Genomic DNA, 15,272 nt, shown 5'->3' with positions numbered 1-15,272 from the left:
GCGATGGAACATTATATTAGCCTGTTAATTCGCTCTGTTTTCATTGAAAACATGGCACTGGCCTTCTTCCTAGGTATGTGTACTTTCTTGGCTGTGTCTAAGAAAGTCACTACAGCCATGGGCCTAGGGATTGCGGTAGTTGTAGTGTTAACTATCTCTGTCCCAGCAAACCAAGTTATCTATCAAGGGCTGCTAGCTCCTGGTGCACTTGCTTGGGCTGGCGCACCTGAAGCTGACTTAAGCTTCTTGAAATTCATTACCTTTATCGGTGTGATTGCGGCTTTGGTTCAAATTCTGGAAATGGCACTGGACAAGTACTTTCCACCTTTGTACAACGCATTAGGTATTTTCTTACCTTTGATCACAGTGAACTGCGCGATTTTCGGTGCGGTATCATTCATGGTTGAGCGTGACTACAAGCTGGGTGAGAGTGTGGTGTTTGGTTTCGGCTCAGGAGTGGGTTGGGCATTAGCTATCGTATTGATGGCCGGTATCCGTGAGAAGCTGAAGTATGCCGACGTGCCTAACGGCCTACGTGGTTTAGGGATTACCTTTATCACCGCTGGTTTGATGGCCTTAGGTTTCATGTCGTTTTCAGGTGTGTCTCTGTAAGAGACACATAACGGCTTCTTGAATTGGACCTTCTAAGGATAAGTTAATGGATATTCTTGGTATTTTTAAATCTACTCCGCTCGAGGTTTACCTCGGTGTGAGTATGTTTACTGCTATTGTCCTCATCTTGGTATTAGTGATTTTATTCGCTAAGTCTAAGTTAGTGGCTAGTGGTGACATCACGATCGGCATTAATGACGATCCTGAAAAAGCGATTACAACCGGTGCGGGCGGTAAGTTGTTAGGCGTTTTGGCTAACAGCGGTATCTTCGTATCGAGTGCGTGTGGTGGCGGTGGCTCATGTGGCCAATGTCGCGTGGTGATTAAGTCTGGCGGCGGCGATATTCTGCCAACGGAACTTGACCACATCAGCAAAGGTGATGCCCGTAAAGGTTGTCGTCTTTCTTGTCAGGTTAACGTTAAGAACGATATGGAAATCGAGCTTGACGAAGAAATCTTCGGTATCAAGAAATGGGAATGTGAAGTTATCTCTAACGATAACAAAGCCACTTTCATTAAAGAACTGAAGCTGCAAATTCCTGATGGCGAGTCTGTACCATTCCGTGCTGGCGGTTATATTCAAATCGAAGCACCAGCTCATCATATTAAATATGCAGATTTTGATGTACCTGCACAATACCGTGGCGACTGGGAACACTTCGGTTTCTTCAATCTTGAATCTAAGGTTGATGAAGAAACTATCCGTGCATACTCAATGGCTAACTACCCAGAAGAGTTCGGTATTATTATGCTGAACGTGCGTATTGCTACGCCTCCACCACGTAACTTGACACTGCCTTGCGGTAAGATGTCATCTTACATTTGGAGCTTAAAAGCGGGTGATAAAGTCACTATATCTGGTCCATTCGGTGAATTCTTCGCGAAAGATACCGATGCAGAAATGGTGTTTATCGGCGGTGGTGCGGGTATGGCGCCAATGCGTTCACATATCTTCGACCAACTGAAGCGTCTTCAGTCTAAACGTAAGATGAGCTTCTGGTACGGTGCACGTTCTAAGCGTGAAATGTTCTACGTAGAAGATTTCGACGGCCTAGCGGCTGAGAATGATAACTTCGTATGGCATGTGGCACTTTCAGATCCTCAACCAGAGGACAACTGGGATGGTTACACAGGTTTTATTCATAACGTATTGTATGAAAACTATCTGAAAAACCATGATGCTCCAGAAGATTGTGAGTTCTACATGTGTGGACCTCCAATGATGAACGCTGCCGTCATTGGTATGTTGAAAAATCTTGGTGTCGAAGACGAAAATATCCTGTTGGATGACTTCGGCGGCTAATGTTCATTAGTCCTAGATAGAAAAGTTGCAGATGTTGAGGTTAACCTTTCATCTGCAACTTTTGCATTTAAGGGCCCAAATAAGAGTAGTAGGTCACTATGTTTCAGACCTTAAAGATCAATACCTCAGCACTAAAGCATTCATTTAACTGGCTAGTCCTCGTGGGACTGGCCTTTTTTGTTTCAGCCTGTTCAAAGCAAAACGAAGTCATTTCGTTGGCCGGCAGCACTATGGGCACGACTTATCACATTAAAGTCGTCCCGAATGAGCAGATGCCGACGGCGCAGTTACTTCAAGCGGAAATTGATTTAGCCCTTGAGCTAGTCAATGACCAGATGTCGACCTATCGGCCTAATTCAGAATTATCCCGTTTCAACCAATTGCCATTGGAGCAAAGCGTTGAAGTCTCACCGGATACCATAAAAGTGGTGCAAGAGGGAATACGTTTATATCAAGTGACGGATAAGGCACTTGATATTACCTTAGGTCCTTTAGTTAATCTGTGGGGTTTTGGACCTGATAAGCGTCCAACGAAAGTTCCGACACAGGCTGATATTGATGCGGCTAAAGCCAAAACAGGGATTAGTGAACTTTCCATTGAAGGCAATCGTCTAAGTAAGCACAACACCCATTTATATGTAGACTTATCATCAATCGCGAAGGGATTTGGGGTTGATAAGATCGCTTCCATTCTTGATAAATACCACGCGACAGGGTATTTAGTTGAAATCGGTGGCGAACTGAGTATCAAAGGTGCCAAAGGTGATGGAAGCTCTTGGCGTGTTGCTATAGAGCAACCGACCAATGATGGCTCTGAAGCCGTACAACAGGTTATCGCACCTGGTACTATGGCGATGGCGACCTCTGGTGATTATCGTAATTATTATGAAGAAGACGGCCAACGTTTTACGCATATAATCGATCCGCGTACTGGTTTGCCGATAAATCATAAGTTAGCATCCGTGACGGTATTGCATCAAAATTGTATGACGGCCGACGGTTTTGCGACGGCCATGATGGTTTTGGGCACAGAAGCATCATTGGAGCTTGCCAAGAAGGAACACTTGGCGATAATGCTAATCGAAAAGCAAGGCGACGGATTTAAGGTCTATTACAGCGACGCCTTCAAGCCTTTCCTTATTTAGTTTTTGGAGTAAACCATGACCTCTTTTATTGCGGCATTTGTGATCTTGTTAGTCTTCTTTTTGCTCATGTCGATTGGTTATCTCATCAAGCGCAAAGCCGTTGAAGGAAGTTGTGGCGGTTTAGGTGTTCTAGGGATTGAGAAAGCGTGTGATTGTGATGACCCTTGTGACAAACGTAAACGTCGTATGGCCGCTGAAGAAGCGCGTCGTGAAAAGTTAACGAAAGACCGCATTATCTAAATAGTCTTGATTCGATCATAGCCTCCGATTTAGGGGGCTATTTTTTTGCCTCGTATTTTCTTACACGGGTTAATCATTTGAGATTTATCCTTGGGATTAGAGTGGGATAGCAAGTTAATCTAAGCAGGAATGAGAATGCTTTTCATCATTAAGTGAGTGAAATATAAAGATAATTTGAGTTGGTCGATAAATTGTACTAGGCTAGAAGCTTGATTTAGATCAATCTTTTCACGCTTACCAAGGATAGTAACTTATGAAAGGTCATCCTAAAGTGGTTGGGCAACTGAATCGGGTGCTTACCTGTGAGTTGACCGCCATCAATCAATATTTCCTCCATGCCCGCATGTTTAAACATTGGGGCTTAGAGAAGTTAAACCACGTCGAATACAAAAAATCCATCCAAGATATGAAGCACGCCGATAAGCTCATCGAGCGAGTGCTGTTTTTGGAAGGTCTGCCTAATCTGCAACAACTCGAAAAACTTCGCATTGGTGAACATAGCCAAGAGATGCTCGACTGCGATCTGGCCATGGTGCAAGAGCAGCTTACATTGCTGCGTGATGCGATCAGCTTGTGTGAAGCCGAACAGGACTATGTGAGCCGCGATCTGCTGGAAGATATTCTCGAAGACGAAGAAGAGCACTTAGATTGGCTCGAGTCGCAGCAAGAGCTCATTACGCTAACCGGTATTCAAAATTATCTACAATCGCAAATTAGCGACCAATAGGAGCAAGATATGAAAGGCGATAAAGACGTCATCGATGCGTTAAATCGACTCCTAACGGGAGAACTCTCGGCAATGGATCAGTATTTTGTCCATGCCCATATGTATGAAGATTGGGGCCTGAATGAACTCTATGAGCGTATCGCCCATGAGTCAGATGATGAGAAAGCCCATGCAGCCAAATTAGTGCAGCGCATTTTATTCCTCGAAGGTACACCCAATGTTGCCGCCCGTGAGGCATTGAACATAGGTAAAGATGTAGAAGAGATGCTACGTAATGATCTCGCCTACGAATACAAGGTCGCGGACGATTTGCGCAAAGTGATTGCACTGTGTGAGCAGAAGCAAGATTACCAGACCCGTGAAATCCTTGAAGTATTACTCGACGATACAGAGTCTGACCATATGTATTGGCTCGAAAAACAACTTGGGCTTATTGATCGTGTTGGATTGCAAAACTACCTGCAAACTAAGATGTGAGCCTTAGATTGTTAGGTTGAGTAAATACCTAGGCCACTGAGTGTAATGGCCTAGGAAACTCAGTTATTAAGCATGTCTGTTGTTCCTCACACTTGTCTTGTTCTCTTTTCTAGCGCTAGGCCACATCTTATTGGCCCCAAATCTATCAGGAACACTTGATTACTGTTTTTATATACAGTATTTTGGCGTTGGAGGAATTCAACGTGCGAAAAATTATTCATATCGATATGGACTGCTATTTTGCTGCTGTGGAAATGCGCGACTTTCCTGAGTACCGTGGCAAGCCTTTAGCTGTGGGTGGCAGTAGCGACCGTCGCGGTGTTATCAGTACTTGTAGTTACGAGGCACGTAAATTCGGTGTACGTTCAGCAATGGCAACGGCTTATGCCTTTAAGTTGTGCCCTGAGCTGATTTTAGTACCAGGCCGGATGCAGGTTTACAAAGAAGTGTCGCTACAAATTCGTGAAATATTTTCCAGATATACCCAATTAATTGAGCCGCTTTCCTTAGATGAAGCTTATTTGGATGTGAGTGAGTGCCAACAATATAAGGGCTCTGCGACCTTGATTGCGCAGGCCATTCGTCGCGATATCTTAGCCGAAACGGGTTTAACCGCATCGGCGGGTATCGCGCCAGTAAAATTTTTAGCTAAGGTCGCCTCGGATCTGAACAAGCCAAACGGCCAATATGTCATTACGCCAGAGACGCTTTCTGAGTTTGTTAAGACCTTATCGCTGCGTAAAATTCCCGGTGTTGGTAAAGTCACCGCCGAAAAGCTCTCTTTGCTCGGGCTCAATACCTGTGGTGATGTGCAAGCTTATTCTAAACCTGAGCTCTTAGCGCGATTCGGTAAGTTTGGTGGCGTGTTGATTGAGCGTTCCCAAGGCATAGATGAACGGGGTATTTCTGCCGACAGAGAGCGCAAATCAGTGGGTGTTGAAACCACGTTAGCAAAGGATATTTATAGCTTAGAGCAGTGCCAGCAGGTGATGCCGAGTTTGATCCAAGAACTGTCGTTGCGTTTAAGTCGCAGTGCTAAGGAACGCAAAATACATAAACAGGTGGTCAAACTTAAGTTTAACGATTTCAAGCAGACTACAATTGAGCACCGCAGCGATGAAGTCTCGATTGTAATGTTCTATGAGCTACTCGCACAGGCTATGGAAAGGCAAGAAGGCCGTGGCATTCGTCTATTGGGTATTTCGGTCGGCCTTACCGATTCTACTCTTGTCGTCGCCACAAGCTTAAACGGCCAGACTCAGCTGGATTTAGCACTCTAGCCGTTTATGGTGCCGATAAGCCGCAGACTCATGCCTGCATTGGCTCAATAAGCCTCGGGTGGATTCGCCAACATAAAATCAATTAACAGTCTGACCCGTAAGGGCAGGTTGTCTCGATCGCGATACATCAAGTAGGCGGTGCGCGGAATACCTTGCCACTCGGGCAGTATTTGAATGAGTTTGCCACTTCGTATCTGTTCACTCGCCATGCTGATGGGTATGAGTCCAATCCCAAGCCCCGCCACCACGGCCTGACAGGCAATCGCCATATCATCGACGGCTAGTTTGATATTCCCCCTTGGTTCAAACTCGACATTTTGCCCTGTGCTATTGTGCTGTAAACGCCACGTTTTTGTGGGCTTGGCGATGATAACCGGATGCTGATCCAGCTCTTCAATGGATTGCAGCGCATGCCACTGCGTTGCCGATGTGCTGGTGCAAAGTACAAAGCTAATCGTGGTAAGTGGCCTTGCAATCCAATCGGGATCTTTAGGTTCGCCCACTCGAAAGGCGATATCGATGGCGTTTTCACTGACATCGATATTCATGTTCGACAGACTTAAATCGATATCAATATTGGGATAATGCCGTTGGAAGGCGTTGAGTGATTCACCTAGCCAGCGATAGGTTGTATTGATGGGCGCCGAGATCCGCAATTTGCCAACCGCTTGATGTTTATCCGCATGCAACTCACCAGATACCTGGTTTAACTCGATAAACAGCGGGCCGCAGCGTTCGAGATACCGCTGACCTGTGGCGGTAAGGTTGACTTTATGGGCGTCTCTGTGCAGTAAACGCAGACCTAAGGATTGTTCTAACAGATTGATTCGACGGCTTAAGGTTGAAGGTGGAATGCCTAAATGCTGCGCCGCGAGCTTAAAACTCCCTTGCTGTGCCACCACCCAAAATAAGCGCATATCGTCTAAGGAATAATTAAGTTTCATATTTGGAATTTAAGCTCTCAATATTGTGTGTTTTAATAATATATGAAACTTATAAACTAAGCTCAATCCCAATTACCTCCCTAGAGGCCGATATGAAATCCCATACACCTTACATGACATTCGTTTGTCTACTGATTTGCGTTTTTAGCTGGGGCAGTGTGTTTCCGATTGCTAAGCGAGTGCTGGAGGAGATGTCAGGAGAATCCCTCGTCTTCTGGCGTTTTACCATTGCGGCTGTGACTCTAGCGTTATATATCGTTTTTACTCGTCAGGTTTGGCCCAAATTGAGTTTGGTGCAATATATTGTCATAGCGTTAGTGGGTGTGATTGGTGTGGGCGGCTTAAATCTGGCGTTATTTAATGGCCTGCAGCATACCTCTGCTGCCAATGGTGCCTTGATTATGGCGCTCAGCCCGCTGGTGACTTCAATCGTCAATGCGCTATTACAGCGTGAATGGCTCAGCAGACAACAAGTGTTTAGCTTAGTGGGTGGATTGGCGGGCGTACTGCTAGTGATCACCAACGGTAGTGTTCAGCAGTTGCTCAACTTTAGTTTTAACCAAGGTGATGTGATGATTGCCGCCGGCATGTTGGCGTGGAGTGGTTATACCATTTGTTCGCAACGGGTCGGCCATTGGTTGCCTGTGTTGCCATTTACCTTGCTGAGTATGATAGCTGCCAGTGTGTCTATGTCCGTGGTTGGGCTTGGCCGAGGTGAGTTTCACCCTTGGCTGGAGTTGATGGAAGTGTCGGCAACGGCTTTTTCTAGCGTGCTCTACATAGGTTTGTTCGCCACTGTGCTCGGTTATCTGTTTTGGATTAACGGCGTTAAAGCGCTTGGCCCCGCTAAGGCATCGATCTTTTTTAATCTCGTGCCCGTTTTTGCAGCATTAACGGCGTTAGCCATGGGGCAGGCGGTGACGGAAATTCAGTTGGTAGGGATGCTGATAGTGATCCTTGCGTTGATGTTACCTATGTTAGTCAACCTGCGCGCGGCAAGAGGCTTAGTGGTTAAGCGCTGCTAATCAGTGCTAGCTTTGCTGTTTAAATATAAGGGAGCACCTGAATTCAGATAATCACTGCGACAGGTTTATGCTCCCTTATTCGTTAGAGGGGACTTTTCAAACATCACTGATTTACAAAAGGTAACTTATATAAAAGCTTTCACCCTCAACAAATTACAGTTTAAAGCGGCTGACCAGCGCAGTGAGATTACTCGCCATTGACGAGAGTTGTACGCTTGCTGCGTAGATTTCATCAGTGGTTCGTAGACTCTCCTCCGACTGTTCGGCAATGTGTTGAATATTTTGATGACTCTCGTTGGCCATAGTGGTTTGCGCTTTAGCTGCTAGGGCGATTTGATTATTCATCTCACTAATTTGGCTGACCATTTCTGCAATATGCGCTAAGGCTTCACCGGCATTACTGGCGGCTTCTACGCTTGAGATAGCCTTTTCATTACCGATATTAATCGCCGCCACAGCGCTTTGAGTGCCATTTTGCACATTGGCGATCATTAATTTAATTTCTTCGGTGGATTGGTGAGTCTTAGAGGCAAGGGATCGCACTTCATCGGCAACCACTGCAAAGCCGCGTCCTTGTTCGCCCGCGCGCGCCGCTTCAATTGCAGCATTAAGGGCTAATAGATTCGTCTGTTCGGCAATGGCTTGAATCACCTCAAGCACGCGGCCAATATGTTGGCCTTCCTGTTCGAGTTTATTGATCTGCATTTCTGCCGTGCCTACATCTCCCGCAAGTTCACGAATCACATTGATGGTTTTTTTCACTCTTGCCTGACCGTCGGCGGTAAATACGTCGGCTTGTTTAGCGGCATCGGCGGCATGACTGGCACTGACTGATACTTCTTGTACTGAGGCGGCAATATGATCGCTGGCATCGGCGATTCTGTGGGTGGCAGCTTGTTGATCCATCAAGTTATGTTTTGCTGATGCGCTGGTTTTGGCTAGACCTTCGGCAGCGGTGTTGAGCTCTGATGTAGACTGTTTAAATTGCGAGATAATACCGTGTAAGTTATCGAGAAAATGATTGAATGCCTTGGCGAGATCACCAAGCTCGTCTTTAGAGGTTAAGTGGACTCGTTCGGTCAAATCGCCATCACCATCGGTAATGTCGTGGATTTTTGCGAGTAAAACCGCCAGCGGTTTGCTGATGAGTTTAGGCAGTGCAACGATAAAGAGTATGCAGATCAAGAGACTGATGGCTAAGGCAATTAACTGCATCTGTTGTCCATGATTGGCATCATCATCTACTTGGGCTATCGCTGCGGTAGTATTACTGTTTAAATCATTGATTAAATGATTAATGTTCTGGTGTAGTTGCTCGAATTGCGTTGCTGCTTGACCGAAACTAAGATCAATCGCCGTTGTTCTACCGTTACGGCCATTTTGGGTGCGTTGATTACTGATTTCTGTGGTTGTCGCTCGCCAAATATCGAAACTGTGATTCAATTCATTGAGCTTATCTTTAGCGAGGGGACTTGTGGTCACATCGGCAAACTTATCAATATGTTCTTTAACGAGAGAGATACTATTAGTGTGCTGCTTTAAAAGGTCGTTGTAAGAGTCTGTGCCCACGTTAACAAACATCAGGCTGCGCTCGGCCACTTGAGCTTGATAAAGCTCTTTATCGGCTTGTAGTAGTTCAGATTGGCTAGGTAAGTATTCAAGCGCGAGTGTATTCGCGCTGTGATTTAAGGCTTTGAGTCCTAAAATGCCAGTTGAAGAGGCGAAGATGACTACGCCAGCGAGTAGCAGACTTGGATAAGTCAGTTTCTGATTAACGGATAGATCTTTATACCATTCCATAGTCACGCCCTCCTTGATTGATACACTGAAAAGGTGAGAGCCGCAATAACCTCTGTGGTAAGAGTGCAGCCCATCACTGGCGTTCTCTGGTAATTAGAGTCCAAATTGATCTAGGTTGATCCCAATCGTGATAGCACCAATTGCAGCATCGCCATCCATCACTGGAATAGAAATTTGTACTAGATAGGCTTGGGAGCTCTCGTCAAATTTGACCGGACCTATGTGTTTATCACCTTTGCCATTGGCGAAGGATTTTTGCCATTTATCTTCATCACCCTGCCAATAATCTGAAGTTTTACTGATCATGGCGACGTTTGCGCCTTGATTGTCCATGAGGAAAATTTCTTGGTAGTAAGGTTTGCTGGCTTCGAAGGTCGTGAGAAACTTAGCCGCTTCGTTGTTCATCAGGGATGACATAAAGTCATCAATACCTGCGGTGGCAATCCATTTTTCATCTAATGTTTTGATTGAATCTAAGCTTTTGCCTTGGGCGTTTTGCGCTTTAACGGCATTCACCAGTACCACTTCTCTGCCTAATGGCATCAGTGAATCGGCTAGGTCGATAACGGCTTTGGGGACTTCTTCGGCGAAACTGAGGTTACTGCTGAGCAGTAGTGCGGCGGCTGACAAGATTTTACCAAATTTCATGATCTCTATTCCTTAAGGTCACAGTATTGAAGGGGAAAGCGGTTATCTCTAAAAGCGCGATAAGCAAAAATACGTTAGGGTAAGACAGAACAACTATAGTAGAAAATTCAAGTTATTCAGTTCTTTCATAAAAATTTTATCGATGGCATTTCTACACACAAATAGAAGCCGTGGTAAAAAATAAGGCCACATCTGACTTGAGCAGATGTGGCCTTGAATTGAGTGAGCTTGGGTAAGGTTAGAACATTAAGCCTTGACTGGAATGCGCTCGAGTACGGCTAATAATAATGTCCAATATTGGCCTACTGTGGTGATGTTTACCATTTCGTCTGGACCGTGTGGATAGCGAATGGTGGGACCAATCGAGACCATGTCCATGTCTGGATAGGGTTTCTTGAATAGGCCGCACTCGAGACCAGCATGGATCACCATGATCACTGGCTCTTTGTGGTAAATGTCTTGATAGGTTTCGCGCACTATCGCCATTACAGGTGAGCTGTTATCTGGCTTCCAGCCTGGGTAAGCACCGCTTAAATCGATATCGGCTCCGGCTAAGTTGGTCAGCGCAGTTAACATGCCTTCGACTTGAGTACGGCCAGAATCGATCAGCGAGCGGATAAGGCACAGGATAGTGACTTCTTCATCGTTAGTGCTGATAACGCCAACGTTGAGCGAGGTTTCAGTCACACCTTCGACTTCATCACTCATGCGGATCACGCCGTTCGGGCACACATGCAGCAAATCGATCAGGGTATTTTGGCTGTTTTCGCTCATCACACGTTTTGGCGTTGGGATAGTGTTTAACACTAAACGCATATCGGGATCGGCAATGGCGAGTTCGGTGCGGATAAGCGCTTCAAACTCAGCGACTTTTTCGTTTAAGGCGCTGACGTTTTCTTCTGGCAACATAAAGCTGATGTTGGCTTCCCGTGGAATCGCATTACGCAGTGAACCGCCGCTAAATTGGGTCAACTCCAACGCTAAATCATCTGCGTTTTCAAAGAGGAAACGCGCCAATAGCTTGTTGGCATTGCCACGACCTAAGTGAATGTTCACCCCAGAGTGACCCCCTTTTAAGCCAGATAAGTGCAGGCTAAAGGCTGAGTAACTTTGCTCAGAGGCTTGCCACACCATAGGCAGGGTGATTTGAGCATCGACACCGCCGGCGCAGCCCATGTAGATTTCACCTTCTTGCTCTGAGTCGGTATTGATCAGAATGTCAGCGTCTAACATGCCCGCCTGTAAACCGAAGGCGCCTGTCATGCCTGCTTCTTCATCTATCGTCAGCAGCACTTCTAATGGGCCGTGCTTGATATCATCAGAGCCTAAAATGGCTAAAGCCGATGCCATGCCAATACCGTTATCTGAACCTAAGGTTGTGCCCTTGGCTTTAACCCAATCGCCATCGACATAAGCTTCGATAGGATCTTTAGTAAAATCATGCACTTTATCGGCATTTTTTTGTGGCACCATATCGATATGGGCTTGAATAACCACGATTTTACGATCTTCCATACCCGGCGTCGCAGGTTTACGGATGATCACGTTGCCAACGGCATCCTCAACGACGGCAAGTTGTTTGCTTTTAGCCCACGCTTGAATGTGCTGGCTTAATGCTTGCTCATGCTTAGATGGATGGGGAATCGCGCAAATTTGTTCGAACCATTGCCATAATGGCTGCGGGTATAACTGACTTAAGGCTGTCACTTGAGTGTCCCTCATAAGGTCTTGTGGGTATAGGGCAAATTTGCGGCCATTCTACCACATTCTGTGCAGCCAAATAATCTCAGCGTCACAGGCTTTTGGTGAGCTGGCAGCCAAAGTTTCCAGTTCGATTTTTTCTGGGAGTGTCGGTACCACTTTTAGATTGGTAATTAAGCGATAGAGCGGGAATAATGCAGGCACAATAATGAAAAAGGATGGGTCATGTTTCAAGTTAACTTCGTTGATGTAAAAGCAGAAAATGCCATTTTTGATGGTGAAGGCTGGGATGCGGTTGTGGTGGTGACGCCCGATCTGGATTCTATCGGTTTTGATGAGATAGGTTTATTGGCTCAGCACGGTGCCCACGTGGATAAGCGCGTGGGTAAGAGCCCAACATTACTGTTTGCCCCAGGGCTTGCGGGAGGGCGTTTGATCATTGCCCCTGTCACCCAAGTGAATGACGAGTATGTGGACGTGCGAGTCTATGCCAATGCTGCAAGGGCGGCGATTGCCATTGCAAAAGACGCAGGCGCAAAACGTCCGTTGTTATATGTAGTGCCATCGAAGGACTCACGTTTTAGTTTTGCCTCTGAAGTCGCAGCATTAGCTTGCGGTCAAGAACTGTGGCAAACCTTAGAGCTGCGTGAAGCGACTGGCTTAACGCCTGCATTTGAGGCCATAGGGTTATTATCTTCATCAACCCATAACAGCAATTTGCTCAATGCCTTAGAAGCGGGCCGCCTATTAGCGCGGGATTTGTGTGGTACTGAACCTGAGCGCATGTCGGCTAAAGCCTTTGCCGATTATTGTCTGCAATCCTTAGCGGGCAGCGTGATCAAAACCGCAGTGGTAGAAGACAGAGATATTTTAGAGCGTGATTATCCGCTACTCAGCGCCGTGGCGCGTTCTTCTTTTGCTGTCGGTCGTCATCAGCCTCGCGTGGTGAAACTAGAGTATCTGCCAGAGGGTCAAGTGACTCGCACTTTCCTGTTTGCGGGTAAGGGCGTGATTTACGATACCGGCGGCGCCGATCTGAAAGTCGGCGGCGCTATGGCGGGCATGAGTCGTGATAAAGGCGGCGCTTCTGCCGTGGCGGGTTTATTTAAAACTCTGTCAATGCTCAAGCCTAAAGGTATTCGAGTGATTGCCGAGTTAGGTTTAGTGCGTAACAGCATAGGCAGCGAAGCCTTCGTGACCGATGAAATTATTACGAGCCATGCGGGTGTGCGAGTGCGGATTGGTAATACGGATGCTGAAGGACGCTTAGTGCTGGCGGATTTACTGAGCCATTTACGCATCAAAGCCGTGTCGGCGGTGAAGCCTGAGATGTTTTCGGTAGCAACACTCACAGGTCATGTCGTACGTTGTTATGGCAGCTATCCCGCGGCGGTGGAAAACTCAGTGGCGAGTTCACAGCAATGCGCTGTCACTTTACAGCAGCAAGCGACTCAATGGGGTGAACCCTTTGAAGTGTCTACATTACGCCCTGAAGACTTCGTTAAGATCCGCGATGTGTCAGGCGCTGCTGAAATATTATCTTCCAATAATGCGCCATCATCGATTACCGCCCGTGGACATCAGTATCCCGCGGCGTTTTTACTGAAAGCCTCTGGACTATTTGATCATGGGGTTAATGCCCCTATTCCCTTGGCTTACACACACTTAGATATTGCAGGCAGTGCAACAGAAGGTGATCCGCTCTACGGCAAACCTACAGCGAGTCCGCTGGTGGGCTTGTATCAATATCTGATCAATCGCTAACGATTTGTGGTAACAAATAGAAATAATTCTGTAATATCTTATTTATTATATAGTTACAGGGTTATTTCTGTTTTTCTGTGAAGCGTGTCGCCATTAACCTCACTATAATTGTGTAATTTAATTACATTAAAAAGCCTTAATCAAAAAAAATACAAATAAAGGTTGTAATAAAACTACAAATCCATATAATTGCTTTCGTGGATTAGGCACTACGCCTTTCCTCTCTAGTCTATCCAGGATGGATATTTTTCTCCAAGGACCTGAGTGACAAGTCGTCTCAACGGATATGAGAATCTCTAGTTCCAAGGAACCGAGCCAAGCTTCACTAGAGTACTTAATCACAACTAATTTAGGAGTATTGACTATGTCTTATACAGGCAACAACCATATTTATTGGCAAAACACTTGGTTTAACACTGATGTTTTGCGTGGCGGTTTATTCGCCATGAGCTTTAAGGCCTAACCCTCCTTAAAGTTTTAGTTTCCATCATCCATCAACCTTTGTATCGCCTTTTTTGGCGTGTTTAGACTCAAGTAGCATATTGATGTTTTTGCATGGATATGCCAGGTTTTTCCCGCTAGCGCGGTAATGTACTTCCCCGAAAGGGACGCTTGAAATATGTCTTTGCCTGCTCATTGAGCAGGCTTTTTTTTGTCTTTTTTTCGCTTAAGTATTTAACGGTTTTGCCTGATGTAATGAGCGTAAACGGTTCGTGTTAGAAGTGATGTGGTATGGACAATAAATGGATATGGGGTTCAATATACAAGCTATCGGCCTATCGCTTGTGATACTTGTTACTCAGGGACTGTTTATGGACACTAAGTTGTTTTTTCAAAATGGTAAGTTAACACTGGATATCAACCCCAGTGAGATGCGAATGTCGCATTGGGTTTATGCGCCAGTGTTAATCAATACTGAAACGGCGGAAGTGCTTTTTGATTTATCAGGGAAGGGCTGGGATTTTCGGTCTGCAGAAGAAAGTGGTGATGACATCATTTTAAAGCTTGCCCGTTATCCTGATGCGAACAATGTATTTAGGCTCGTTCTGAATATATCAAAAGACCGAGCAAGCCTTAACGGTAATATTTTTTCAATTAATGATGTGTGTAAGGTATTAGAGGATATTGCCTAACAAGTGATATATGGATTTTTTAATTTTTATATATAAATCATAGCCTTTAATCTGCAAAGATATATGCGGCAAACCCTACCCAACTTAATAGTAAAAGCGTTATGGCAATCCAAGTCGCGGTGGTGAACTGACGTTGAGATTCGAATAATGCGTCTGAATCCTCTAGTTCATCAGTGTCATTAACTGTGCGAGATTTTGCTCTCAACTGTTGTTTACGTGCTTTATCCCGTTCGCGAGCTTTGGCTTTTTGCAGCTTTTTATATTCAGCTATGCCTTTTTCTATCCCTTGGGCAATGAGTTTAGTTTGCTCTTTGGTTTGGCCCGGCTTTTGGGTGGCTTTGGCTGCGACCAGTGCTTCTTGTTGAGTTTCTGTCGAGATAGTGGGTTTCATCTGGGCTCTGCCTAAATTAATGCGGCTGTGGCTAAAAGGTGATAGCTAAAGTGTAAACGCAGCGATTATACCCACATTAGAC

General features: G+C 45.7%; 16 protein-coding genes. 10 read left to right on the top strand and 6 right to left on the bottom strand.

Features of this window, described 5'->3' with window-relative positions:
• Window positions 1–3: 3 nt before the first annotated feature.
• The 7 genes from nqrE (at window position 4) to dinB (ending at window position 5,784) form a co-directional block, all read left to right on the top strand.
• Window positions 4–612 carry an NADH:ubiquinone reductase (Na(+)-transporting) subunit E gene (nqrE, locus tag KO537_RS17770; protein WP_006080469.1) on the top strand — a complete coding sequence of 203 codons (609 nt, stop codon included), beginning with the start codon at window positions 4–6 and terminating at the stop codon, window positions 610–612.
• Window positions 613–658: 46 nt separating this feature from the next.
• Entirely contained in the window at window positions 659–1,915 is a 1,257-nt protein-coding gene (nqrF, locus tag KO537_RS17765) for an NADH:ubiquinone reductase (Na(+)-transporting) subunit F (protein ID WP_028761565.1), read from the top strand.
• 98 nt (window positions 1,916–2,013) lie between these two features.
• The gene (locus tag KO537_RS17760; RefSeq protein WP_131523870.1) at window positions 2,014–3,060 is read left to right on the top strand and encodes an FAD:protein FMN transferase; all 1,047 of its coding nucleotides are present in this window, start codon (window positions 2,014–2,016) and stop codon (window positions 3,058–3,060) included.
• A gap of 15 nt (window positions 3,061–3,075) precedes the next feature.
• Window positions 3,076–3,300, top strand: a complete 225-nt coding sequence (nqrM, locus tag KO537_RS17755) for a (Na+)-NQR maturation NqrM (RefSeq protein ID WP_105250019.1) — start codon at window positions 3,076–3,078, stop codon at window positions 3,298–3,300.
• 253 nt (window positions 3,301–3,553) lie between these two features.
• Window positions 3,554–4,027, top strand: coding sequence for a bacterioferritin (gene bfr / locus KO537_RS17750; protein ID WP_006080475.1), 474 nt, complete (start codon window positions 3,554–3,556; stop codon window positions 4,025–4,027).
• A gap of 9 nt (window positions 4,028–4,036) precedes the next feature.
• A complete protein-coding gene (gene bfr / locus KO537_RS17745; protein WP_011918791.1) occupies window positions 4,037–4,504 on the top strand; it encodes a bacterioferritin in 468 nt (155 codons plus the stop codon).
• Between the two features lie 203 nt (window positions 4,505–4,707).
• Entirely contained in the window at window positions 4,708–5,784 is a 1,077-nt protein-coding gene (gene dinB / locus KO537_RS17740) for a DNA polymerase IV (RefSeq protein ID WP_173246435.1), read from the top strand.
• 44 nt (window positions 5,785–5,828) lie between these two features.
• On the opposite strand, the gene KO537_RS17735 is transcribed toward dinB, so the two are convergent.
• Window positions 5,829–6,728, bottom strand: a complete 900-nt coding sequence (locus tag KO537_RS17735; protein ID WP_173246432.1) for a LysR family transcriptional regulator — start codon at window positions 6,726–6,728, stop codon at window positions 5,829–5,831.
• 92 nt (window positions 6,729–6,820) lie between these two features.
• Here KO537_RS17735 and KO537_RS17730 point away from each other — a divergent pair, with 92 nt between their 5' ends.
• Entirely contained in the window at window positions 6,821–7,753 is a 933-nt protein-coding gene (locus tag KO537_RS17730) for a DMT family transporter (RefSeq protein ID WP_219235182.1), read from the top strand.
• A 153-nt stretch (window positions 7,754–7,906) separates the two neighbouring features.
• Here the strand turns inward: KO537_RS17730 and KO537_RS17725 are convergent, their stop codons facing one another.
• The 4 genes from KO537_RS17725 to KO537_RS17710 form a co-directional block, all read right to left on the bottom strand.
• On the bottom strand, window positions 7,907–9,553 hold the full coding sequence (locus KO537_RS17725) for a methyl-accepting chemotaxis protein (RefSeq protein ID WP_173246426.1): 1,647 nt from the start codon (window positions 9,551–9,553) through the stop codon (window positions 7,907–7,909).
• A gap of 93 nt (window positions 9,554–9,646) precedes the next feature.
• Entirely contained in the window at window positions 9,647–10,201 is a 555-nt protein-coding gene (locus tag KO537_RS17720; protein WP_028761558.1) for a cache domain-containing protein, read from the bottom strand.
• 246 nt (window positions 10,202–10,447) lie between these two features.
• On the bottom strand, window positions 10,448–11,908 hold the full coding sequence (locus KO537_RS17715; protein WP_131523865.1) for an aminoacyl-histidine dipeptidase: 1,461 nt from the start codon (window positions 11,906–11,908) through the stop codon (window positions 10,448–10,450).
• A gap of 51 nt (window positions 11,909–11,959) precedes the next feature.
• On the bottom strand, window positions 11,960–12,136 hold the full coding sequence (locus KO537_RS17710; RefSeq protein ID WP_158682986.1) for a hypothetical protein: 177 nt from the start codon (window positions 12,134–12,136) through the stop codon (window positions 11,960–11,962).
• Between KO537_RS17710 and KO537_RS17705 the strand changes: the two genes are divergently transcribed.
• Together KO537_RS17705 and KO537_RS17700 are read left to right on the top strand one after the other, a co-directional pair.
• Complete coding sequence (locus KO537_RS17705) at window positions 12,128–13,666, top strand: leucyl aminopeptidase family protein (protein WP_219235180.1); 1,539 nt, start codon at window positions 12,128–12,130, stop codon at window positions 13,664–13,666. The genes KO537_RS17710 and KO537_RS17705 overlap by 9 nt on opposite strands.
• 743 nt (window positions 13,667–14,409) lie before the next feature.
• Window positions 14,410–14,799, top strand: a complete 390-nt coding sequence (locus tag KO537_RS17700; RefSeq protein WP_251071146.1) for a hypothetical protein — start codon at window positions 14,410–14,412, stop codon at window positions 14,797–14,799.
• A gap of 46 nt (window positions 14,800–14,845) precedes the next feature.
• Here KO537_RS17700 and KO537_RS17695 read toward each other — a convergent pair whose 3' ends face one another.
• A complete protein-coding gene (locus KO537_RS17695) occupies window positions 14,846–15,190 on the bottom strand; it encodes a DUF2956 domain-containing protein (protein WP_173246420.1) in 345 nt (114 codons plus the stop codon).
• Between the last annotated feature and the right edge of the window lie 82 nt (window positions 15,191–15,272).

The organism is Shewanella sp. NKUCC01_JLK (genome assembly GCF_019345615.1).
Taxonomy (GTDB): domain Bacteria; phylum Pseudomonadota; class Gammaproteobacteria; order Enterobacterales; family Shewanellaceae; genus Shewanella; species Shewanella oncorhynchi.
Note: the sequence above shows the minus strand (reverse complement) of the source record. Positions and strands in the feature narration are given on the sequence as shown.